Annotated in this window: 15 protein-coding genes, 1 tRNA gene and 3 pseudogenes; 10 read left to right on the top strand and 9 right to left on the bottom strand. The window is 58.6% G+C overall.

The window, feature by feature from the left end:
• Positions 1-14: 14 nt before the first annotated feature.
• From N8E89_RS15330 to lpdA, 5 genes are all read left to right on the top strand, one after another.
• Positions 15-1157 (top strand): DUF2336 domain-containing protein, encoded by a 1143-nt coding sequence (locus tag N8E89_RS15330; RefSeq protein WP_113172926.1) that lies wholly within the window; start codon positions 15-17, stop codon positions 1155-1157.
• A 290-nt stretch (positions 1158-1447) separates the two neighbouring features.
• Entirely contained in the window at positions 1448-2698 is a 1251-nt protein-coding gene (locus N8E89_RS15335; protein WP_106665254.1) for a 3-methyl-2-oxobutanoate dehydrogenase (2-methylpropanoyl-transferring) subunit alpha, read from the top strand.
• 4 nt (positions 2699-2702) lie between these two features.
• Complete coding sequence (locus tag N8E89_RS15340; protein WP_106665103.1) at positions 2703-3716, top strand: alpha-ketoacid dehydrogenase subunit beta; 1014 nt, start codon at positions 2703-2705, stop codon at positions 3714-3716.
• Entirely contained in the window at positions 3717-5015 is a 1299-nt protein-coding gene (locus tag N8E89_RS15345; RefSeq protein WP_113172927.1) for a dihydrolipoamide acetyltransferase family protein, read from the top strand. It abuts the gene before it with no gap.
• 4 nt (positions 5016-5019) lie between these two features.
• Complete coding sequence (lpdA, locus tag N8E89_RS15350; RefSeq protein WP_112759857.1) at positions 5020-6417, top strand: dihydrolipoyl dehydrogenase; 1398 nt, start codon at positions 5020-5022, stop codon at positions 6415-6417.
• Positions 6418-6470: 53 nt separating this feature from the next.
• Here lpdA and parE read toward each other — a convergent pair whose 3' ends face one another.
• Together parE and N8E89_RS15360 are read right to left on the bottom strand one after the other, a co-directional pair.
• The gene (gene parE / locus N8E89_RS15355; protein WP_113172928.1) at positions 6471-8567 is read right to left on the bottom strand and encodes a DNA topoisomerase IV subunit B; all 2097 of its coding nucleotides are present in this window, start codon (positions 8565-8567) and stop codon (positions 6471-6473) included.
• Between the two features lie 131 nt (positions 8568-8698).
• Complete coding sequence (locus N8E89_RS15360; protein WP_262260429.1) at positions 8699-9079, bottom strand: helix-turn-helix domain-containing protein; 381 nt, start codon at positions 9077-9079, stop codon at positions 8699-8701.
• Between the two features lie 182 nt (positions 9080-9261).
• Here N8E89_RS15360 and N8E89_RS15365 point away from each other — a divergent pair, with 182 nt between their 5' ends.
• Positions 9262-10188, top strand: coding sequence for a DMT family transporter (locus N8E89_RS15365; protein ID WP_113173004.1), 927 nt, complete (start codon positions 9262-9264; stop codon positions 10186-10188).
• 64 nt (positions 10189-10252) lie between these two features.
• Positions 10253-12265, top strand: coding sequence for an acetyl-CoA carboxylase biotin carboxylase subunit (locus N8E89_RS15370; protein WP_262260431.1), 2013 nt, complete (start codon positions 10253-10255; stop codon positions 12263-12265).
• On the opposite strand, the gene lipB is transcribed toward N8E89_RS15370, so the two are convergent.
• Positions 12249-12980 (bottom strand): lipoyl(octanoyl) transferase LipB, encoded by a 732-nt coding sequence (lipB, locus tag N8E89_RS15375; RefSeq protein ID WP_262260432.1) that lies wholly within the window; start codon positions 12978-12980, stop codon positions 12249-12251. The genes N8E89_RS15370 and lipB overlap by 17 nt on opposite strands.
• Positions 12981-13243: 263 nt before the next feature.
• Here lipB and N8E89_RS15380 point away from each other — a divergent pair.
• Positions 13244-13328 (top strand) — tRNA-Leu (locus tag N8E89_RS15380).
• Positions 13329-13474: 146 nt separating this feature from the next.
• Positions 13475-15518 (top strand): annotated as a pseudogene (locus N8E89_RS15385) (FAD-dependent oxidoreductase).
• Positions 15519-15683: 165 nt separating this feature from the next.
• Here N8E89_RS15385 and N8E89_RS15390 read toward each other — a convergent pair.
• Positions 15684-16686: pseudogene (locus tag N8E89_RS15390) on the bottom strand (ABC transporter substrate-binding protein).
• On the bottom strand, positions 16686-16886 hold the full coding sequence (locus N8E89_RS15395) for a hypothetical protein (RefSeq protein ID WP_262260434.1): 201 nt from the start codon (positions 16884-16886) through the stop codon (positions 16686-16688). Before N8E89_RS15395 ends, N8E89_RS15390 begins: the two are co-directional and overlap by 1 nt.
• A gap of 83 nt (positions 16887-16969) precedes the next feature.
• Here N8E89_RS15395 and N8E89_RS15400 point away from each other — a divergent pair, with 83 nt between their 5' ends.
• Positions 16970-18394 carry an aldehyde dehydrogenase family protein gene (locus tag N8E89_RS15400; RefSeq protein WP_262260436.1) on the top strand — a complete coding sequence of 475 codons (1425 nt, stop codon included), beginning with the start codon at positions 16970-16972 and terminating at the stop codon, positions 18392-18394.
• A gap of 30 nt (positions 18395-18424) precedes the next feature.
• On the opposite strand, the gene N8E89_RS15405 is transcribed toward N8E89_RS15400, so the two are convergent.
• From N8E89_RS15405 to N8E89_RS15420, 4 genes and pseudogenes are all read right to left on the bottom strand, one after another.
• Entirely contained in the window at positions 18425-20011 is a 1587-nt protein-coding gene (locus tag N8E89_RS15405; RefSeq protein WP_262260437.1) for a 5-guanidino-2-oxopentanoate decarboxylase, read from the bottom strand.
• Positions 20008-21195, bottom strand: a complete 1188-nt coding sequence (locus N8E89_RS15410) for a pyridoxal phosphate-dependent aminotransferase (RefSeq protein WP_262261925.1) — start codon at positions 21193-21195, stop codon at positions 20008-20010. Before N8E89_RS15410 ends, N8E89_RS15405 begins: the two co-directional genes overlap by 4 nt.
• On the bottom strand, positions 21195-21851 hold the full coding sequence (locus tag N8E89_RS15415; protein WP_106665116.1) for a TetR/AcrR family transcriptional regulator: 657 nt from the start codon (positions 21849-21851) through the stop codon (positions 21195-21197). The genes N8E89_RS15410 and N8E89_RS15415 overlap by 1 nt, the downstream gene beginning before the upstream one ends.
• Positions 21848-22721, bottom strand: a pseudogene (locus N8E89_RS15420) (dimethylarginine dimethylaminohydrolase family protein). Before N8E89_RS15420 ends, N8E89_RS15415 begins: the two are co-directional and overlap by 4 nt.
• Positions 22722-22800 lie beyond the last annotated feature (79 nt).

The following is a 22800-nucleotide window of genomic DNA, read 5'->3' on the forward strand; positions in this document are numbered from 1 at the left end:
GGGGCGAAAGAGTAATGTCGGTTCAGCACTATCTGAAAATGATCGATAATGCTTCGGTGGCACAGCGGTGCCATGCGGCGGCGGCTTTGGCCCATATCTATCTGCAGTCCGATCTCGACTTCGATGAGCGTTGTTCCACTGAAGCTGTCTTGACACTTCTTCTCGACGACCCTTCGCCAAAGGTCCGTCTGGCGCTTGCCGAAGCTTTTTCGAACAGCGCCCACGCGCCAGCCCATATTGTCACCAGCCTGGCGCATGACCAGATCGAGATCGCCACTTATATGCTCGGACGATCCATGCTCCTCAGCGATGCGGATCTGGTGGATTGTGTCGCTGGCGGAAGTGGTGAGGCGCAAAGCGTTATTGCCGCCAGACCGAAAGTGTCGTTCGCTGTCAGCGCCGCAATTATCGAAATTGGCGAGACCATTGCGGTTTTGGAACTCTTGCGCAACACCCAGGCACAGATTGCCGACATTAGCTTCCGCCGATTGATCGAACGCCTTGGTCATGTGGCTGAGATACGCTCTCTTCTCGTCGAAGATGGACGTCTGCCTGCTGATTGCCGCCACTCTCTGGCGATCCGCATCGCGGAAGCCTTGTGCCAGATGGATATGGTCATGGTTCTGATGGGTGAGAGAAGGGCAAAGCGCGTGACGCAGGAAGCCTGCCTCAAGGCATCCATCAGCCTCGTAACGACAACGCCGGCAGAGGAATATCCCATTCTCATCGAGCACTTGCAGCTACGGGGCGACCTTACGACTGCCTTCGTAATCCGCATCGTCGCGTCGGGAAAGATTGATTTCTTCGGTGCCATTCTGGTGGCGCTCTCCGGATATGACCTCGTGCGCGTTCGTAACTTGCTCGTCGATGGCCGCGCTGCAGCGCTTGACGCATTGTTCCGCGCTGCAGGCCTTCCCGACGGTACGCATCAGGCCTTGGTGGTGGCGCTCCAGGCTTGGCGCAGCATTGCCAAAGGCAAGCGGATGATAGGATCCCAGGAAGTCGTGCGCATGATGATCGAACATGTCGCACCAATGGATCGCAGTGGTGTTCTCCTCGCGGCGAACGACGATCTGCTCTCTTTGCTCAAGCGACTCTATCTCGATGCGATTCGGGAAAATGCACGCGAGCATGCTCTGGCAATTGTCGCCGCTTGAGGGCCAGACCGCTGTCCCACCTGATTATTGATTACAAAATGGGTCGTGCGGTTGATCGAATAAATCAGCGCGCCGGTTCGAAATGATGCAATATTGCTTTTTTGATCGCGCAAGTGCGTTCAATTATCCAATTGCGCGGCTGCAACACTATTGATATCAATATGTTATATGAATTATCTCACAGAATTGTCAAAAGGACGCAAACACTTCAGAAAATAAGACAGTATTACTGACCTAATAGTTTCATGCTAAAATGCCGAAACGATATGTATGGTTGGGAGGTCGAAAACATGTCTGATGATGGTCCCCTTGGTAAATTTGGTCCGCTTAGTCTGCATGTTCCGGAACCTGCGGTGCGGCATGGCGGTGAGCCAGATTTTTCCAATGTAAATATTCCCGAGGCTGGATCTGTCCGGCGTCCCGACGTCGACACCAATCCCGAGGAGATCCGCGATCTCGCATTTTCGATCATTCGAGTACTAAGCCGCGATGGCGAAGCGGTCGGGCCTTGGGCCGGATTATTGACTCATGATCAGTTGATTGAAGGTTTGCGCCATATGATGACGCTGCGCACCTTCGACGCGCGCATGCAGATTGCCCAGAGGCAGGGCAAGACCTCCTTTTACATGCAGCACCTCGGCGAGGAGGCGGTCAGCTGCGCTTTTCGCAAGGCGCTTGCGCCCGGCGACATGAATTTTCCGACCTATCGTCAGGCGGGCCTGCTAATTGCGGGCGATTATCCGATGGTCGAAATGATGTGCCAGATCTATTCCAACGAGCGCGATCCGCTCAAGGGCCGCCAACTGCCGATCATGTATTCGTCGAAGGAACACGGTTTCTTCTCGATCTCCGGCAATCTTGCCACGCAGTATATTCAGGCTGTCGGCTGGGCCATGGCCTCCGCCATCAAGAACGATTCCAAGATCGCCGCTGGATGGATCGGTGACGGCTCCACCGCCGAATCCGATTTCCACGCATCACTGGTCTTCGCCTCGACGTACAAGGCGCCAGTCGTACTCAACATCGTCAACAATCAGTGGGCAATTTCAACGTTCCAAGGTATCGCACGGGGCGGTTCCGGCACGTTTGCCGCACGCGGTCTTGGCTTTGGTATTCCGGCGCTGCGTGTTGACGGCAATGATTATCTCGCTGTCTTTGCCGTCGCAAAATGGGCCATAGAGCGGGCGCGGCGCAACCTCGGCCCGACTTTGATCGAATATGTCACCTATCGGGTGGGCGCACATTCCACATCTGACGATCCTTCCGCCTATCGGCCGAAGACCGAGTCCGATGCCTGGCCGCTTGGCGATCCGATCGTGCGGCTGAAGAACCATCTGATCGGCCGCGGGGTTTGGTCAGACGAGCGTCACAAGCAGACGGAAGCCGAAATTCTCGACACGGTTATTGCCGCGCAGAAAGAGGCCGAAAGCTTCGGCACGCTGCATGCCGGCGGCAAGCCTTCGGCCCGGGATATGTTCGAGGGAGTGTACGAGGAAATGCCGCCGCATCTGCGCCGCCAGCGCCAGCAGGCAGGAGTATAATCCAATGGCTCGCAAAACGATGATCGAAGCCATCCGCGACGCGATGGATATCATGATGGAGCGCGACGACAATGTCGTCGTGTTCGGTGAGGATGTGGGCTTTTTTGGCGGCGTCTTCCGCTGCACGCAGGGGCTGCAGGCGAAATATGGCAAGACGCGCTGTTTCGATGCGCCAATCAGTGAAGCGGGTATTGTCGGCGCAGCAATCGGCATGGCAGCCTACGGCCTGAAGCCCTGCATCGAAATCCAGTTCGCCGATTATGTCTACCCGGCCTACGACCAGATCGTCTCGGAAGCCGCGCGGCTGCGCTATCGCTCCAATGGTGGTTTTACCTGCCCGATCGTCGTGCGCATGCCGGCGGGCGGCGGCATTTTCGGCGGGCAGACCCACAGTCAGAGCCCAGAAGCACTGTTCACCCACGTTTCTGGTTTGAAGGTCGTCGTGCCCTCCAACCCGCACGATGCGAAAGGTCTGCTGATCGCGGCGATCGAAGACCCGGATCCCGTGATCTTTCTTGAACCCAAACGTCTCTACAATGGTCCGTTCGATGGTCATCATGAGCGGCCAGTTACGCCCTGGTCGAAGCACGATCTCGGCGATGTGCCCGACGGCCACTATACCGTGCCGCTCGGCAAGGCAATCAAACGCCGCGAAGGTTCGCAGCTGACCATTCTGGCCTATGGTACCATGGTTTATGTGGCTGAGGCCGCCGCCGAGGAACACGGCATCGATGCGGAAATCATCGATCTGCGTACGCTGCTGCCGCTCGATCTTGAAACAATCGTCGAATCCGTCTCGAAGACCGGACGCTGCGTCATCGTGCATGAAGCAACCTTGACCTCCGGCTTCGGTGCCGAACTGGCTGCACTGGTTCAAGAGCATTGCTTCTACAAGCTGGAAGCACCCGTAGCCCGAGTGACCGGTTGGGATACGCCATATCCGCATGCGCAGGAGTGGGATTATTTCCCAGGGCCGACGCGGGTCGGACGCGCGCTTGTCGAAACGCTGGAGGGATAGATGGGCGAATATGTCATAAAATTGCCGGATGTCGGTGAAGGCGTTGCGGAAGCCGAACTTGTCGAGTGGAATGTCAAAATCGGTGATCTGGTACGGGAGGACACGGTCCTTGCCGCGGTCATGACCGACAAGGCAACGGTCGAGATTCCGTCGCCGGTCGACGGCGAAATCATCTGGCTTGGCGGTGAGATCGGGCAGGTGCTCGCTATCGGATCGCCGCTCGTCCGCCTGAAGATCGAGGGCGAAGGACACACCGCCGAACCCGAGCCAGCCAAACCGGTGAAGGCGGAGGCGCCCGAACCTGCGGTAAAAAAAGCCGAAGCGCCAAAACCGCAGCCAGAAAAGGCAAAATCCAAACCCGTCACGGAGACGGAAACGCCATTGGTTGCACCGCGTGTCCTTAGCGGCAGTGCGCCGCGCGGCGAGGGTGAGAAGCCTCTGGCGTCCCCAGCCGTTCGCCTGCGGGCTCGCGAAGCCGGTGTCGATCTTCGTCAGGTCAGCGGCACCGGGCCGGCCGGGCGGATTACGCATGAAGACCTCGAAGCCTTCTTCGCGCGCGGATCGCAGAAGCCGGGTATTGCAGCCCTCGCACCGGACAGTTCCATCAAGGAGATCAAGGTCGTCGGACTGCGCCGTAAGATTGCGGAAAAAATGGCGATTGCCAAATCGCACATTCCGCACATCACCTATGTTGAGGAGATCGATGTTACTTCACTGGAAGAGTTGCGCGCGATGCTCAACTCCAAGAAGCGTGCCGATCAGCCGAAACTGACCATCCTGCCGTTCCTCATGCGGGCCATGGTGAAGGCGATTGCCGACCAGCCGCAGCTCAACGCGCTTTACGACGATGAGGCGAACATCATCCATCAGCACGGTGGCGTGCACATTGGCATCGCGGCGCAGACGCCGAACGGGCTCGTGGTCCCTGTCGTCAAGCACGCCGAGGCGCGTACGCTTTGGGATTGTGCCGCCGAGGTCAACCTTTTGGCCGATGCAGCGAAGACCGGCTCCGCCACCCGCGAACAGCTTAGCGGCTCAACGATCACCATCACGTCGCTTGGCAGCATGGGCGGCGTAGTGACGACCCCCGTCATCAATTATCCGGAAGTGGCGATCATCGGCGTCAACAAGATCAGTGTAAGACCGGTCTGGGATGGGACGAACTTCATCCCGCGCAAGATGATGAACCTGTCGTCGAGCTTCGATCACCGGGTTATCGACGGCTGGGATGCGGCCGTGTTCATCCAGCGCATCAAAACACTGCTCGAAACACCAGCATTGATTTTCGTGGAGGGCTGAACCCATGAAGGATATTTCCTGTAAGTTGCTGGTCATCGGTGCGGGTCCCGGTGGCTATGTCTGCGCCATTCGCGCCGGACAACTGAATGTCGACACAGTCATCGTCGAGGCCGCCAAGGTCGGCGGCACATGCCTCTTGGTCGGCTGCATACCCTCGAAGGCGTTGATCCACGCGGCCGATGAATTCGCTAAAGTCGCGCATTTCGCCGCAAAGCAGACGCCGCTTGGCATTTCGGTTGGCGACCACTCCATCGACTTCTCCAAGACCATCGCCTGGAAAGACGGGATCGTCAGCCGCCTCAACAATGGCGTTGCCGGGCTTTTGAAGAAAGCCAACGTCAAGATCGTCACCGGCAAGGCGAAATTCCGCGATGGCAAGACGGTCGAGGTGGAAACCCTGACCGGCCAGCAGATCATCCGCGCCGAGAACGTGGTGATCGCTACAGGTTCCGCCCCAGTCGAAATCCCCTCGCTGCCATTTGGCGGCAATGTCATTTCTTCTTCGGAAGCGCTGGCGTTGCAGCAGGTTCCCGAAAAGCTGGTCGTTGTCGGCGGAGGTTATATCGGTCTCGAACTCGGCACCGCATATGCCAAGCTTGGCTCGAAGGTCACGGTCGTCGAGGCACTGCCGAAGATCCTGCCACAGTACGATGCGGAACTGACGCGGCCTGTCTCGCGACATCTTTCAGAGCTTGGCGTGATGGTGCTGACCGGCGTGAAAGCCAAGGGAATGAGCGCCAAGGGCGACGCATTGCTGATCGAGACGGCGGATGGCAAGGATGACAAGATTGCTGCCGACAAGGTTCTGGTCACCGTCGGTCGCAAGCCCGTTACCACCGGCTGGGGACTTGAGGAAATCGACATCGACATGGATGGCCGCTTTGTGCGCATCGATGACAAGTGCCGCACCTCAATGCGCGGCGTCTATGCGATCGGCGATGTGACGGGCGAACCCATGCTCGCGCACCGCGCCATGGCGCAGGGCGAGATGGTGGCGGAAATCATAGCCGGTGAAAACCGCAGCTGGGACAAACGCGCAATCGCCGCGGTCTGTTTCACTGACCCGGAGATCGTCTCCGTTGGCCTTTCTCCCGACGAGGCGAAAGCGGCGGGCCACGAAGTCAAGATTGGCCTCTTCCCATTTGCCGCCAATGGCCGCGCCATGACACAGGAAGGCGAGGAAGGGTTCGTGCGGGTCGTTGCCGCAGCCCGCAATCATCTGATCCTTGGCATCCAGGCGGTCGGGCAGGGCGTGTCCGAGCTCTCGGCCTCTTTCGCGCTAGCGTTGGAAATGGGCGCACGGCTCGAAGATATTGCCGGAACGATCCACGCCCACCCAACGCAGAGCGAAGGCTTCCATGAGGCTTCGCTCAAGGCGTTGGGACATGCGCTGCATATCTAGGTCGCTGTCGTTGGCTTTGGTCTGGCTGACGTCCGCGCCTGCGTAAAGCTGGGCTAGATATCCAGCTCTTCGACGAATGCCGCGCGATCCTGGATAAACCGGAAGCGGGCGTCCGGCCGGGTACCCATCAGATCATCGACAGCAAGCTTGGTTTCGTTGGCCCATTCCTCGTCGATTTGGACGCGCAGCAAGGTCCGCTTCTTGCGATCCATCGTCGTTTCCTTGAGCTGGTCGGCGCGCATTTCGCCGAGACCCTTGAATCGGCCGATTTCGATCTTGCCTTTGCCGGTGAACATCGTCTTGAGAAGCTCGTCCTTGTGAGCGTCATCTCGGGCATAGGCGACCTTGCCGCCTTGTGCGAGGCGATAAAGCGGCGGCACGCCGAGGAACAGATGGCCGTTGCGAATGAGCTCAGGCATTTCCTGATAGAAGAACGTGATAAGCAGCGACGCGATATGTGCGCCGTCGACATCCGCGTCGGTCATGATGATGACGCGATCATAACGCAGGTCCTCATCGCGATATTTGGATCGGGTGCCGCAGCCGAGCGCCAGGATAAGATCGCCAATCTGCTGGTTCGCCGTCATCTTCTCGCGGCCCGCACTGACGACGTTCAAGATCTTTCCGCGCAAGGGTAGAACAGCCTGTGTGGCGCGGTCGCGCGCCTGCTTGGCCGAGCCGCCAGCGCTGTCGCCTTCGACGATGAACAGTTCAGCACCCAGAGCGCCGGTCTGGCTGCAATCGGCCAGCTTGCCAGGCAAGCGTAGCTTCTTCACCGCGGATTTGCGGTTGACCTCTTTTTCCTGGCGGCGTTTGACGCGTTCTTCGGCGCGATCCACGACCCAGTCGAGCAGCTTCGATGCTTCCTGTGGCGAGGCAGCAAGCCAATGGTCGAACGGGTCGCGAATGGCATTCTCAACAATCCGCTGCGCTTCGACGGTTGCGAGCTTGTCCTTGGTCTGGCCGACAAATTCCGGCTCGCGAATGAAAACGGAAAGCATGGCCGCAGACGAGATCATCACGTCATCGGTGGTGATGATCGAGGCGCGCTTGTTGCCGGTGAGGTCAGCATAGGCCTTGAGACCACGGGTGAGGGCGATGCGCAGGCCCGCTTCGTGGGTGCCGCCCTCGCCGGTCGGGATCGTGTTGCAGTAGGAATTGACGAAGCCGTCACCACCATGCCAGGCGACCGCCCATTCCAGTGCGCCGTGGCCACCGGATTTGTCGGTCTTGCCGGCGAACATTTCGCGTGTGACCTGAAATTCCTTGCCCAATGACGCAGCCAGATAATCTTTCAGGCCGCCGGGAAAATGAAATACCGCTTTATCGGGCGTGGGGTCCTTCGGATCGAGCAATGACGGCGCGCAATTCCAGCGAATTTCGACACCGCCGAAAAGATAGGCCTTCGATCGCGCCATCTTGTAGAGGCGGGCGGGATCAAATTTTGCGCCCTGTCCAAAAATCTCGGCGTCGGGGTGGAATGTCACACGCGTGCCGCGGCGGTTTTGGACTTCGCCGATCTCTTCAATGGGTCCAAGTGCCTTGCCGCGCGAAAAACGCTGGCGATACAGTTTGCGGTTACGGGCGACCTCAACCTCGCAATGATCGGACAGCGCATTGACCACCGAAACACCCACGCCGTGCAGACCGCCGGAAGTTTCATAGACTTTTGAGTCGAACTTGCCGCCAGCATGCAGGATGGTCATGATGACTTCGAGCGCCGATTTGTCCTTGAATTTGGGGTGGGCATCGACCGGCATTCCGCGGCCGTTGTCGGTTACCGACAGATAGCCGTTTTCATCGAGATCGATGTCGATGAAATTGGCATGGCCTGCGACGGCCTCGTCCATGGAATTGTCAATGACTTCGGCAAACAGATGGTGCATTGCCCGCTCATCCGTACCGCCGATATACATGCCCGGACGACGGCGGACTGGCTCCAGGCCCTCCAGAACCTCAATATCAGCCGCACTGTAGCTGCCGCTGTTGTCGGGTGTTGGGCGGGGCGGAGTCTTTGCTGCGGATGCGGGAACGGTCCTCACGGGTGCCACCGGCGCGGCGGCGGGCTCCGGCCGCGTCTGGCCGACTGCTGCCTGCCGTTCGCGGGCAGTTTTCACTATCCTCGAAAAAAGGTCGTTATTATCATCCATGGTCTTGTTCGGCCAATATTATCAAGATCTCGAATCACTCCCGATCTTTGCATGCTTCATTGGGAAACGCGATGGGAGTTCGCGATCTGTTCCGGGCTTCACCACAGAACTATGCGATGAATCCCCACGTTTCAAGCGGCCTTCAAGCTGGCGACAACGTTTTCCAATTGCTCGATCCTCTGACCAAGACGCTCATGATCGTTCTTGAGGACCTGGAGTTCCACCGTCAGGATGGACGCATCGTCGCGGGTTACACTCTCAACAGGAGACTGTCCGATGCCGTGGATGAGCCATGTTGGGGTAACGCCGAGAAATCCGGCAAGCATGACCAGCCTGTTGGCGCGTGGCTCGGATCGATCCGACTCCCATGCGGCGATGGTCTGCGGCTTGACGCCTATCCGCCCGGCAACCTCGCTGACACTCATCGATTTGGCATCGCGAGCGCGCGACAGCCGCCCGCCCAGCGTATCCAGGTCAGGGGTTTCGGTCATGATATTGGCGTGAAAGGCCATTCTATTCTCCAATTTCTTCCTATTTTGGGGATTTTTACAAACCCTTTGCACCATTCATGGGCCCAAAAGTCAAATTTGCTCGTTGGGGCCGTGCTTTTGCGCGTGCGTCGAGATTGCATTTTTCGACAGAGCCGATATGCCAGCAAGTCCTGCCAGCCGGTACGTCCAGAAAGGTCATCGCCATGGAAAACACAACCTCACAACAGTTGAGGGGCGTTTCAACGATGGCCGTTGCCATGTTCTTTCTGCCGATGATGGATGCCATCGCCAAATGGCTCTCGACCGTGGATACCCTGCCGCCAGCCACCGTAACACTTTCCCGCTTTGTAGTTCAGACGATCCTGACGCTGATCATCGTTCTTGCGCTGACAGGCGTTGGTTCGTTGAGACCCGTCAAGTTGTGGGGTAACCTGTTTCGCGGCTTTCTGATGGGAATCGGCAGCCTGTGTTTCTTTGCGGCCGTCAAATATATGCCGCTCGCTGACGCCATGGCGGTGTTCTTCGTTGAGCCGCTGATGCTGACGCTGCTCTCCGCGCTGATCCTCAAGGAACAGGTGGGCTGGCGCAGGCGCATCGCCGTTGCAGTCGGTTTCGTCGGAACGTTGATCGTCATTCAGCCGAGCTGGGAACTGTTCGGCTGGGTTTCGCTGTTGCCGCTCGGTACCGCGACACTCTTCGCCATTTATCTGATCTTGAACCGTCGCTATGGCGATGCCGATACTCCGCTGGTCATGCAGCTTTATGCCGGGATCGGCGGCACGATTACCGTGGTGGCTGCACTTTTCCTTGGCGCAATGTTCGACGTGAGCGATATGACGCTCGAAATGCCATCGGGCGGCCTGTCGTGGCTTTTACTGGTTGCGATCGGTGCAATCGCCACCGGCGGGCATCTCCTGGTCGTTCAAGCCTCGCGGCTGGCGCCGGCATCGTTGCTTGCGCCCTTCCAGTATCTCGAAATTGTCATGGCGGTGATCATCGGGCTCGTCGTTTTCAACGAATTCCCGACGGCATCGAAATGGCTGGGGATTGCGATCATCATTGCCTCGGGTGCCTATGTGGTCTGGCGCGAGGGCAAGAAACGTCATGCGCAGGAGCCGGCATACAATTGACAGGAAGCAGTTGAGCAAACCCGCGATTGGCAATAGAAACAAGGACGTATTGGGAGGTCCATTAGTGTTCAAGAAAATCCTGATTGCCAATCGTGGCGAAATAGCCTGCCGCGTCATCAAAACCGCGCGCAAGATGGGAATTGCCACTGTTGCGGTCTATTCGGATGCCGATCGCGATGCAGTTCATGTGGAAATGGCGGACGAGGCGGTTCATATCGGTCCCGCCGCGGCTTCCGAAAGTTACCTTGTCGCGGACAAGATCATCGCAGCATGCAAGCAAACCGGCGCGGAAGCCGTCCACCCCGGCTACGGGTTCCTCTCCGAACGCGCCTCCTTCTGTGAAGCGCTGGAAAAGCAGGGGGTCATCTTCATCGGGCCGAAGCCGAAGGCGATCATCGCCATGGGCGACAAGATCGAATCGAAGAAATTCGCCAATGAGGCAAAGGTCAACACCGTTCCGGGTTTCCTCGACATTATCACCGATCCCACCCATGCGGAGAAGATCGCCGGCGAAATCGGTTATCCGGTGATGATAAAGGCTTCCGCCGGCGGCGGCGGCAAGGGCATGCGCATCGCCTGGAGCAAGTCGGAAGTGCGCGACGGCTTCGAGCGCGCCACCTCGGAAGCGCGCAATTCTTTTGGTGATGACCGCGTCTTCATCGAAAAGTTCGTCGTCGATCCGCGTCACATCGAAATCCAGGTGCTTGCCGACGGTTATCGCAACTGCATCTATCTGGGCGAGCGCGAATGTTCGGTGCAGCGACGCAACCAGAAGGTGGTTGAAGAAGCGCCGTCGCCATTCCTCGATGAAAAGACCCGCAAGGCCATGGGCGAGCAGGCGGTGGCACTTGCCAAGGCTGTCGATTACCAGAGCGCGGGAACAGTCGAGTTCATCGTCGACAAGGACCGCAACTTCTACTTCCTCGAGATGAATACGCGCCTGCAGGTGGAGCATCCGGTGACCGAGCTGATCACCGGCATCGATCTGGTCGAACAGATGATCCGCATCGCCACTGGAGAAAAGCTGGCGATCAAACAGGCCGATGTGAGGCTCAATGGGTGGGCGGTCGAGAGCCGGCTATACGCAGAGGATCCATACCGTAATTTCCTGCCGTCCATCGGCCGGCTGACGCGCTATCGCCCGCCAGCGGAGGGGCCTGTCGGCAAGGCCATCATCCGCAATGATACCGGCGTGACCGAAGGCTCGGAAATCTCGATGTTTTATGACCCGATGGTCGCCAAGCTTTGCACCTGGGCGCCAACACGGCTTGAAGCAATCGATGCCATGGCAGATGCGTTGGACACGTTCGTCGTTGACGGGATCGAGCACAATATCCCGTTTCTTGCCACGCTCATGCAACATCCGCGCTGGCGGGAAGGACGGCTATCGACCGGTTTCATTGCCGAGGAGTTCCCGGAAGGGTTCAAGGCAATTTCGCCGGCGCCGGAGGATCGCGATATCCTCGCAGCAATTGTGCTGGCCGTGGAACTGGTGCGCAAGGAGCGGCTGGACCGTCTCAGTGACCGCCTGCGTCCACATACCGGCAAGATCCGTGCCGAATGGGAGGTGCGGATTGGTGATGACTACGTGCCTGCTACGATTCGCAAGAGCACGGCGAAGCCTCCAGTGAAGATCGAGCTTTCGCTGCATGGCCGCGAGGTGGTTACCATTCGCAGTGACTGGCAGCCCGGCGATGCCGTCTGGGACGGCTATGTCGACGAGCGCGCAATAAAAGCGCAGCTGCGCCCGATGCTCAACGGCATGCGCATCGACTGGAAGGGCATGTCGGTCATCGGTTACGCCATGCAGAAGCATGTGGCAGCGCTGGAAAAGCTGATGCCGGTGAAATTGCCGCCTGACACTTCGAACTTGCTGCTCTGTCCGATGCCGGGCCTGATAGTCTCGATCAATGTGACAGAAGGCGAGGAGGTCAAGGCGGGCGAGACGCTGGCGATCGTTGAGGCGATGAAAATGGAAAACGTATTGCGGGCCGATCGCGACCTGACTGTCTCCGTGATCAACGCCAAGCAGGGCGACAGCCTGGCGGTCGACGCCGTGATCATGGAGTTCGTGTAATTCGCTGGACTGCTCCGAACACGTTTTTGAACGATTCATGCAAAGCCCGGTCGAGATCGTGCATTTCCACCGGCAGGCCCAGATCAACGAGGCTCGTGACGCCGTGGCCGCGCACGCCGCAGGGTACGATGCCGTCGAAATGTGTGAGGTCTGGTTCCACGTTGATCGAGATGCCATGGAAGCTGACCCATTTGCGCAGACGGATACCGATGGCGGCGATCTTGTCCTCTGCCGGCGAGCCGTCGGGCAGGGCGGGCCGCTCCGGCCGCATGACCCAGACGCCGACGCGGTCCTCGCGCCGCTCGCCTTTCACGTTGAACGAAGCGAGCGTGGAAATGATCCATTGCTCCAGCGCCGTGACAAAGGCGCGGATATCCTCGCGGCGCCGTTTCAGGTCGAGCATCACATAGGCGACACGCTGTCCCGGCCCATGATAGGTATATTCGCCGCCTCGGCCTGTTGCATAGACCGGGAAACGGTCGGAGACGAGAAGATCTGTCGCCTTGGCACTGGTGCCGGCCGTGTAGAGCGGCGGATGTTCGACGAGCCAGACCAGTTCGCGCGCGGTGCCTTCGCGAATCGCCGCGACGCGCTGCTCCATGAACGCAAGCGCCGCATCATAGTCGGTAAGGCCATCGGCGATCAGCCATTCCACCGGAAACGATTCGTCGTGAGGCAAGAATGCGGGGACGAGATCGTCGCGATTGGTTTTCATGATGCAAATTCAGATCCGGTTGTCATTGCCTGTCGTGAAATCCGCGAAATTGCCACCAAAACAGTGATTGGCGGGGTTTCAAGGGGTTCCCGATGGGTGCGCCGGATATGGACCTTTTCCGGCCAGATTTCCAGTCTGGCGTTGCGGACCAATGTTTCTGACAGCTTTGTGAAAAACAATCACGATATATGACGATAGGGCTTGTTTAGCTGAAACCTATTTGCTACATGCCGCGAGCCGACACGTTCGGCTTCTACCACAGTGCGGTCGTGGCGGAATTGGTAGACGCGCAGCGTTGAGGTCGCTGTGTCGCAAGACGTGGAAGTTCGAGTCTTCTCGACCGCACCATTCTCCCCAAAATCAAAAAGCAATCGTCCCCGTCGGGAAGGTTGCGATATATATAAAGGCGACTTCGTGCCAGAACACGTCGCGGGGAAGAAACTCAATGCAGGGCCCTCGGGCTAGGATCACCCAAACAAAGGGAGTTTGGTTCATTGGCCTCACATGACGATCCGCTGCTGCAGCCCTATCAGCTCAAACATCTGCGGCTCAAGAACCGCATCATGTCGACCAGTCACGAGCCGGCCTATTCCGAAGACGGCATGCCGAAGGAGCGCTACCGGCTGTACCATGCGGAAAAAGCCAAGGGCGGTATCGCACTGACGATGACCGCGGGTTCCGCGGTGGTTTCGCGCGAGTCGCCTCCGGCCTTCGGAAATCTGCATGCCTATAAGGATGAGATTGTGCCATGGCTGCGCGAACTGACAGATGATTGTCATGAGCATGGTGCTGCCGTCATGATTCAGCTGACGCATCTTGGCCGCCGCACCAGCTGGAACAAGGGGGACTGGTTGCCGGTGGTTTCGGCTTCGCCCGTGCGGGAGCCGGCGCATCGCGCCTTTCCGAAGGAGGCGGAGGAATGGGATCTCGAGCGGATCACTGCCGATTATGCTTCGGCCGCGCAGCGCATGCAGGCCGCTGGGCTCGATGGTATCGAGCTCGAGGCCTACGGCCATCTGATGGACGGCTTCTGGTCGCCTGCAACCAACCGGCGTGACGACGAATATGGCGGCACGCTCGATAACCGTCTGCGCTTCACCTGGGCTGTGATCGATGCTGTGCGCAAATCGGTCGGTCCGGACTTTATCGTCGGCATCCGCATGGTGGCGGATGAGGACTGGGAGCAGGGGCTTTCAAAGGACGAGGGCGTCGAGATCGCGCGGCGCGTTGCCGCTTCGGGCAAGTTCGATTTCCTCAATATTATCCGGGGCCACATCGATACGGATGCGGCACTGAACGAGGTGATCCCCATCCAGGGCATGCGGTCCGCACCGCATCTCGATTTCGCCGGTGAAATACGGCAGCAGACTAAATTCCCGACCTTTCACGCCGCGCGCATCGCCGATGTGGCGACGGCACGTCATGCGGTGGCGGAAGGAAAACTCGACATGGTCGGCATGACCCGCGCGCATCTTGCCGATCCGCATATCGTGCGGAAGATCATGGCAGGCGACGAACATCGCATCAGGCCGTGTGTCGGCGCGACCTATTGCCTTGACCGCATCTATGAAGGCGGCGAGGCCCTGTGCATTCACAATGCCGCAACGGGGCGCGAAGCCTCGATGCCGCATGTGATCTCGAAGGCGAATACCCCGCGCAATATCGTCGTAGTCGGTGCTGGTCCAGCCGGCCTTGAGGCTGCACGTGTTGCCGCTGAAAGCGGTCACAGGGTTTCGGTGCTGGAAGCTTCGGACCAGGCTGGCGGTCAGATACGGCTCGCGGCCAAAAATCCGCGCCGCAGGGAGATGATTGGCATTGTCGACTGGCGCCTTGAGGAGCTGGAGCGGCTCGGCGTTTCGATGCGCTACAACGTATGGGCGGAAGCGGGAGACGTGCTGTCGCTCGAACCCGATGTGGTGGTCATTGCGACCGGCGGTCTGCCACAAAACCCGCCGCTGACGGCGGGTGATGAGCTGGTAACGTCGAGCTGGGATATTCTTGCGGGAGCGATCAAGCCGGGTGAGAACGTCTTGCTCTACGACGACAATGGCGGGCACCAGGGCATGAGCGCGGCGGAAATGATCGCCCAGGCCGGTTCCAGGCTGGAGCTTGTCAGTCCTGAACGCTTCTTTGCACCGGAAATGGGCGGCATGAACCATGTGCCTTATATGCGTGCCTTTCAGCAGCAGGGCGTCCGTGTGACGATCAATACGCGGCTGGTCAGCGTTGCGCGAAACGGCAATCAGCTCATAGCGGCGCTTGGCTCGGATTTTGCGCCGGAATATCGCGAGGAACGTCTGGTAGATCAGGTTGTGGTCGAGCACGGCACCCTGCCGATCGATGACCTCTACCGCGAGCTCAAGCCACTGTCGCGCAACGGGGGCGCTGTCGATTATGATCATCTGGTCAATGGCGGTTCGATCTTTCCAGCGCGCGCAGAGGGTGCATTCGATCTCGTTCGGATCGGCGAGCGCAGTTCATTCGCGCAATATTCACGCAGCCATCTATGACGGGTTGCGGTACGCCATCAGATTCTAGCGCGAAGTTGTGATGAGGTCGAAGTGCCTTACTTGCGATTTCTAGCACTTTGCAAGAGCTAGGATGCTGAAATCTCTCTCTCTCTCTCTCTCTCTCTCTCTCTCTCCCAAAGGGGAGAGATGGGCAGCGACAATGCGCTGCCCTTCCTTTTTGGTAAGCTACTGCTTACTGGACAGCAGCCTTGACCTTTTCTGCTACCTCGGCGCTGACCCACTTGGTCCAGATATCCTCATGGTTCTTGAGGAAGTATTTGGCGCCGTCCTCGCCTGTCGCCTGATTGTCGGTCATCCAGGCGAGCAGAGTGTTGACCGTCTTGTTGTCCCATGAACGGGCCTTCAGATAGTCCATGGCCGGGCCTGCCGATTCGCTGAACTTCTTGGTGACAACCGTATCGACTTCAGCGATTTCCCAATCGTTCTTCTTGGGGTCCGGGCAATCGGCAACGGTGTTGCAGCGCTTCCATTCAGCCGCATCGAATTTTGCGCCGTGGTCCAGCTTTACCATCGGGTATTTGCCGAGAATGGCAGTCGGCTCCCAATAATAACCGACCCAGCCTTCCTTGCGCTCATAGGCTTTTGCCAGCGCACCATCGAGACCGGCGGCAGAGCCCGTATCGACGAGGGTGAAGCCTTTCTTCTCGGCATCATAGGCCTTGAAGAACTGTGCGGTCGCAACCGTGCCGCCCCAGCCTGCAGGTCCGTTGAAGACTGCGCCCTTGGACGAGATCTTCTGGAGCCGGGAACAACTCCGGATGTTTCAGCGCGTCGTCAATCGTCTTGATGTCCGGATGGGCATCGGCAAGATATTTCGGGATCCACCATCCTTGAACGCCGCCATCGGAGAGCGACTTGGAGGCATAGACGAGCTTGCCGTCGGCAACTGCCTTGTCCATGATATCGCGCATGAAATCGACCCAGCCTTCGGGGGCGATGTCGGGTTGACCCTTTTCGGTCATCGAGGTGAGGGTTGGTATCGTATCACCCTGAATGATCTCCGCCTGGCAACCATATCCGGACTCGAGAATGATCTTGTCGAGATTGGCGAGGACCTCCGCCGACTGCCAGTTCATGCTGGCAATGGTAACGCTGCCGCATTCCGCTGCCGATGCGCCGCCTGCCGCGCCGAGCAGCGCAAACGCCATGACGCCGCTCAAAAGTAATGCTTTCATCAGAGAACCCCTTTTGTTGATTTTGTGTGATTTGTGGTGATGAGGGTCATACCAATCATGCCCGCACCGAACGCTTCTGATGCGCCCGGCCCGTTGGAAAACAGCAAGGAGAGTATTGGACCATAATTGCAACGATAGCCTTGCCTATTGCTGGCAAGAAGCCCGGATGCGTCAAAGTTTTTGTTCTCTGCGACACGCATCGTGCTGTCGTACGGACGCACTTGCGTTCGCTCGATTGATGGTCAGAATGGCCTGACAATGAAAATTCATTTGGAGGCTTCTCATGCTCGACAAGCGTAGGTTTTACATCAATGGCGAGTGGGTAGCTCCTCTGCAGGCGAATGACCTGGAAGTGATCAACCCGGCGACGGAACAGCCGATTGCTGTTATTTCAATGGGAACTGCCGCGGATATCGACCGCGCCGTAGCGGCTGCCAAGAAGGCCTATCAGACCTATAGCCGGACATCCGCCGAAGAGCGGCTGGCACTGCTGGAAAGGCTGCTGGCAATCTACAAGCGCCGCTACGACGAAGTAGCGCGAACGATCACGCTGGAACTTGGTGCGCCAATCACCATGAGTATGCAGCAGCAGGCCGATGTCGGCGTCGGTCACCTGCAGGGGTTCATCGATGCGTTGAAGAACCTGCATATACGTGAAGAACTGCCCAATGGCGATATTCTCGTGCGCGAACCGATCGGTGTCTGTGGCCTGATCACGCCATGGAACTGGCCAATCAACCAAATTGCTTTGAAGGTGATTCCGGCACTGGCAACGGGGAGCACCTGCGTGTTGAAGCCGAGCGAGTTTACACCGCTCAATGCGATGCTTTATGCGGAAATGGTCGATGAAGCGGGTTTCCCAGCTGGAACATTCAATCTGGTCAATGGCGATGGCGTCACAGCGGGCGCGGCACTGTCGAAGCACAAGGACGTCGACATGATGTCCTTTACCGGTTCGACCCGCGCGGGAATCGCTGTCAGCAAGGACGCAGCGGACACGGTTAAGCGGGTCACGCTGGAGCTCGGCGGTAAATCACCGAACATTGTCTTCGAGGATGCCGATCTCGAAGACCGCGTTGCGGGCAGCGTGCTCGAATGTTTCAACAATAGCGGCCAGTCTTGCGACGCGCCGACGCGCATGCTGATACAGCGCTCTGTCTATGACAAGGCGGTCAGGATTGCCGGGGCGGCCGGGCGAGAGGCGCGCGTCGGCAATCCGGAGGACGAGGGCGATCACATCGGCCCGCTTGTCAGCCACATTCAATATGGTCGCGTGCAAAATCTGATCGAAGCAGGGATTGCCGAGGGTGCGCGGGTTCTCGTTGGTGGCGCCGGCAAGCCGGAAGGTTACGAGACGGGTTACTTCGTGCAGCCGACGATCTTTGCCGATGTCAGGAATGACATGCGCATCGCCAAGGAAGAAGTATTCGGGCCGGTTCTATCGCTTATCCCGTTCGACACTGAGGAAGAAGCCATCGCTATCGCCAACGATACGCCGTACGGCCTTGCCGCTTACGTGCAGACAGGCGATGCCGAGCGCGCCGAGCGCGTGGCATCAAGGCTGAAGGCCGGGATGGTCCATATCAATGGCGGACCGCATCGCTATGGCAGCCCGTTCGGTGGCTACAAGCAGTCCGGCAACGGCCGTGAAGGCGGAAAATTCGGGCTTGAGGATTTCCTTGAGGTCAAGACCATCCACAGACCGTAAAAGATCAAAATGGTTGATGGCGCCAAGCCATCAACCAACCAGTTTCTCATCGATTTCAATCAGATAGGGCTTTCCGCTCGACTTGGCCTTCAACAAGGCATCGGGCAATTCGGCGATGTAGGCGAGCCGCTGCGACGGGACACCATAAGCCTCGGCAATCTTCAGATAATCGGGCGCGGAGGGACGTACCCCGATGGGACTGATATTGACCTCAACCATGGCGCGCTCAATTTCCTGATAGCCCTGATTGTTCCAGACCACGAAGATCACCGGCACATTCTCGTCGACAGCAGCGCCGAGTTCACCCAGCACGAACTGAAAGCCTCCATCGCCGACGATGCAGATGGTCGGTGTTTCCGGCTTGCCAAGCGCCGCACCGATAGCGGCAGGAGGACCAAAACCGAGAGCCCCGAAGCCGGTCGCCGCATTGAACCAGCCGCCGACGCGATCATGATCGTAATACATGTTGCCGGAATAGATTGTCTGGGTCAGATCGCCAACGATCAGCGAACCCGGCAGCGTATCGCGCAATGTGTTGAGGAATCGCACCTGGCCCTGGGTACGAGACCCGACTTCTGACCAGGCCGCATCGCGCGTTTGCTTGGCGCGTTCTTGCCCTGAACCCGCTTTGCGGCGATCGGGCAGTGCAGCCTCGAGTGTCTCGACTGTTTCCTTTGCCGAGGCCTCGATCGGCATGAAGGCAGGCCAGCGATCGAGCTGTCCGGCGTCGATATCGATGCGAACAAACCGCTTCAGTTCGGGAAAACCGCCATCGCCATACATGTCATAATCGGTGGGGCCCATCTCGGTACCGATCGCGATCACGAGATCGCTGGCGGCGAGCAAATCACGCACGGCATTAAGGCTGGGACTGGCGGGAACGAGAAGCGGATGGGCATGCAAGATGCCACGTCCGTTTGTCGTCGAAACCACCGGTGCATCGAGCTTTTCGGCGAGGGCCTTCAAAGCGTGCGCCGTCTCCTTTGCGCCGCCTCCAATCAGGATCACGGGTCTTTCGGCGACAAGGCATTGGCGCGTTAGTTCGGCCATCGTCTCGGCCGACGCATGGGGGATCGGCGCATCGGAAGGCAGGCGTTCCGCTCCATCCAGAGGCAATGCCATTATATCCAACGGGATCTCGATATGAACCGGACCCGGGCGCCGGGACGCGAATAAGGCAAACGCGCGAGCCAGGACGATCGGCAATTCGTCTGCTTTTTCAATGCGGTGCGAGAACATCGCAACGGTCTGCAGCATGGCGCGCTGGTTAGGCAGCTCATGCAGGAATCCCATGCCCTTACCCAGCGATTCACGCTGGTTGACGCCGGATATGACGAGCATAGGTATGGAATCTGCGCGTGCCTGTCCCATCGCTGTGATGGTATTGGTTACGCCGGGACCGGTGATAACGATGGCCACACCAGGCTTGCCGGTGGCGCGTGCATAACCATCGGCCATGAAGCCCGCACCCTGTTCATGGCGCGGCGTGATGTGCCGGATCTTCGAGGCCGCAAGACCACGATAGAGTTCGATCGTATGAACGCCAGGAATGCCGAAAACCGTATCGACATCGTAGGATTCAAGCAAGTGGATGAGGGCTTCACCAACCGTGGTCATGCGGATTTCCGTTGCTGCAGTCGCGATGCAAGCCGAACAATGCCGGCACATGCCGCATCGATCTTGTCATCAGCAACGCTAAGGCTCAAGCGAAGATAACCGGAAAGGTTCTTGCCGAAGGATTCGCCCGGCATCACCGCCACGAGTTCTTCTTCAAGCAGCCGCATGGCGAAGTCATTGCCGCTGAGACCGGTTGCGCGGATATCAGCGAGTATGAACATGCCGGCCTGCGGTACCTTGGAGATAATGCCGGCAATGCCGTCGAGCCGTTCCGATATCCGTTGCGCGCGGCTCAGGTAGCTCCCGCGCATCGTTGCGGCGGCGGCCGAGGGCTGGCCCAACGCATAGGCTGTCATGTCGGCGATAAACGGCTGCACTCCAAACAGCATGGATTCCGACAGCGGCAGCAGTCGCCTGGTGAATTCCTTCGGTCCGATGCACCAGCCGCTGCGGAATCCGGGCGCCGCGTGCGACTTCGAAATAGATGCGACGGCGATGGTACGATCTGCCAGTTCCGGGCGATCCAGCGGCGAGGCGAATTTGCCATCGAAGATCAACAACTCGTAGACTTCGTCGGAAACGATCCAGAGATTGTGCTTGCGGCAAACCTCACCGATTTCCGCTACTTCCTGTTCGCTGAGGACGGCGCCGGTCGGATTGTGCGGCGTATTCAGCAGAAGCACCTTGGCTTTCGGCGTTATGACCTTCTCAAGGTCCGCCGCCTGCATGCGAAAGCCCTTTTCCGGACGAAGCGGCACGGACACGCGTGTCGCACCAGTCGCCCTGACAACGCCGTCATATGTCGCATAGAGCGGATCGCCGGTGATGATCTCGTCGCCTTCTTCAGCGAGGCCGAGCATGACGAGCGACAGCGCCGTCTGCGTGCCGGGAAAGCACATGATGTTGTCCGCATCGATCTGCCGGCCAGTGCGGGCCGTATATTTGGCGGAAAGGGCAGCCAGCACGGCAGGCTCGCCGCGGCCGTTCGAATAACCCGTCCTACCGGAACGCATGGCGCGTTCGGCAACATCTATCATGTCCGCGGGAGTCGGGATGTCCGGCTCTCCAATCGTCAGCTCGATGATTTCGTGACCGGCACGTTTCATTTCGCGCGCCCGGATATGGACAGCCCATTTGTCGGAGCCCAGGCCGGCCAGACGATCGGTAACAGACGCAAAGCGCATCATGGGGCGCCTCCTTCAGCTTTAAGTGAAATTCCAAGCACGGCTTCGATAGCGGTAATGCCCGTGTCCGCCAACTCCCCGTCGGCGAAAATATCTCCCGCCAGGCAGCCTTCCAGCCAAAGGCCGTCGATGATCGCGTTGATGGCGATTGCGTGACGGCGGGTATGGATTGCTTCCGCCGGTTTGCCGACAGCCAGCAGGGCTTCCCGGATCAGGGCCTCGAGTTCATCGCGAAAACCAAGATATCCTTCGCGATGTGCCACTGCCATTGCCGGATCGGCGTGAACCAGTCCGATGAATCCCGCCCAGAGGGAAAGATTGTTGGGATCCATGATGGGTTGACCCAGATTGGCGGTCACGAATGCATAGAGGCGGGCCCGCGGATCGTTGGGCGCATTTTGCAGTGCGTCGCTTGCTTGAACCGTCATGCGATTCATCACTGCACGATAGGCGGCACCGATCAGGTCGTCCTTGGTAGGAAAATAATAACGGATAAGCCCCGCGGTCACGTCCGCGCGCAATGCGATCTCACGCACGGTCGCCCCCGCAAGACCGCGCTCCGCCACACATTCCAGGGTCGCCGCGATCAAATCCTCACGGCGTTTGTCTTCACCTTCGCGGCGAAAGCTCTTGCGTGTGACGGTCTGGGTTTTCATTGGCGCCAGACAGGTCGTGTCAGGCAGGTCGGGCCACCCTCGCAGGCGATGCACAGAGCATCGGCCTCGAAGGTCGTTACGGTGCAGCCGGCGGCTTCCATTGCTGTCTTGGTCTTTTCAAAACCTGCTACCGCGATAACTTCGTAAGGCGCAGTTGGCAGCACATTGAGGTTGAGGCCGTTGCTCGCCGCGAACTCTTCTTCGGGCGCCACGACAAGGCGAATGCCGCGCTCCTTCAAGAGCTGGTAAAAGGCAGCCGGCAAAAGGGGCAGGTGAACCAGGGCGAGATCTTCCGCAAGCGGCGAAATGATCGACATAAGGTGCAGGCAGGCTTCTTCGCCGTGCCATAGCGGCAAATCGAAACCGAGAACCGTGATCCCGAGCGGTTCGAGAATCTCTGACAGCTGTTCGATACCTGCCTGGTTGGTACGGACACCGCGGCCGACGGCCAGCGTTTTGCTGTCGACCCAGACACAGTCGCCGCCTTCAACGGTTCCAGGCGCTTCAATGCGCCCGAGCACAGGCACATCCATCTGGCGATAGGTTTCGTCATGCAGATCGGGTTCGTCCAGGCGCAGGTTTTTGCCCATGCGCAGCAGGACAGCACCTTGGTCGGTCACGAGCGACGGATCGTGAGTAAAGATCGAGATCCGACAATCCATCGTTACCATCCCTGATCCAGGTAATGTCGGCACCGGACTGCGCGACGAGATCGGCAAACACGCGGTGCTGGTCCGATGCTTTGCGCGGATCGAACTGCGGCCCGTAGTGCCAGACATCGCGTTCGGCACCTGCCATGACGCGGTCCGGCATGCGCATGATGACGCGTTTCAGGGGAAGGGCCATGGACTGGGAACCGAATGCGCTCATGTGGGGTGCTCTCAAAAAATTGCTTCTGCCAGTATTTATACGCTTGCATAATTAGAGCGCAAGTGGTGTGATGCGGCTA

The organism is Phyllobacterium sp. A18/5-2, from assembly GCF_025452215.1.
GTDB classification, from domain to species: Bacteria; Pseudomonadota; Alphaproteobacteria; order Rhizobiales; family Rhizobiaceae; genus Phyllobacterium; species Phyllobacterium sophorae.

Excerpts from the sequence above, each read along its gene's own strand:
- N8E89_RS15330 (WP_113172926.1), top strand. The coding sequence starts at position 15 with ATGTCGGTTCAGCACTATCTGAAAATGATCGATAATGCTTCGGTGGCA.
- N8E89_RS15335 (WP_106665254.1), top strand. The coding sequence starts at position 1,448 with ATGTCTGATGATGGTCCCCTTGGTAAATTTGGTCCGCTTAGTCTGCAT.
- N8E89_RS15340 (WP_106665103.1), top strand. The coding sequence starts at position 2,703 with ATGGCTCGCAAAACGATGATCGAAGCCATCCGCGACGCGATGGATATC.
- N8E89_RS15345 (WP_113172927.1), top strand. The coding sequence starts at position 3,717 with ATGGGCGAATATGTCATAAAATTGCCGGATGTCGGTGAAGGCGTTGCG.
- lpdA (WP_112759857.1), top strand. The coding sequence starts at position 5,020 with ATGAAGGATATTTCCTGTAAGTTGCTGGTCATCGGTGCGGGTCCCGGT.
- parE (WP_113172928.1), bottom strand. The coding sequence starts at position 8,567 with ATGGATGATAATAACGACCTTTTTTCGAGGATAGTGAAAACTGCCCGC.
- N8E89_RS15360 (WP_262260429.1), bottom strand. The coding sequence starts at position 9,079 with ATGGCCTTTCACGCCAATATCATGACCGAAACCCCTGACCTGGATACG.
- N8E89_RS15365 (WP_113173004.1), top strand. The coding sequence starts at position 9,262 with ATGGAAAACACAACCTCACAACAGTTGAGGGGCGTTTCAACGATGGCC.
- lipB (WP_262260432.1), bottom strand. The coding sequence starts at position 12,980 with ATGAAAACCAATCGCGACGATCTCGTCCCCGCATTCTTGCCTCACGAC.
- N8E89_RS15395 (WP_262260434.1), bottom strand. The coding sequence starts at position 16,886 with ATGCGTGTCGCAGAGAACAAAAACTTTGACGCATCCGGGCTTCTTGCC.
- N8E89_RS15400 (WP_262260436.1), top strand. The coding sequence starts at position 16,970 with ATGCTCGACAAGCGTAGGTTTTACATCAATGGCGAGTGGGTAGCTCCT.
- N8E89_RS15405 (WP_262260437.1), bottom strand. The coding sequence starts at position 20,011 with ATGACCACGGTTGGTGAAGCCCTCATCCACTTGCTTGAATCCTACGAT.
- N8E89_RS15410 (WP_262261925.1), bottom strand. The coding sequence starts at position 21,195 with ATGCGCTTTGCGTCTGTTACCGATCGTCTGGCCGGCCTGGGCTCCGAC.
- N8E89_RS15415 (WP_106665116.1), bottom strand. The coding sequence starts at position 21,851 with ATGAAAACCCAGACCGTCACACGCAAGAGCTTTCGCCGCGAAGGTGAA.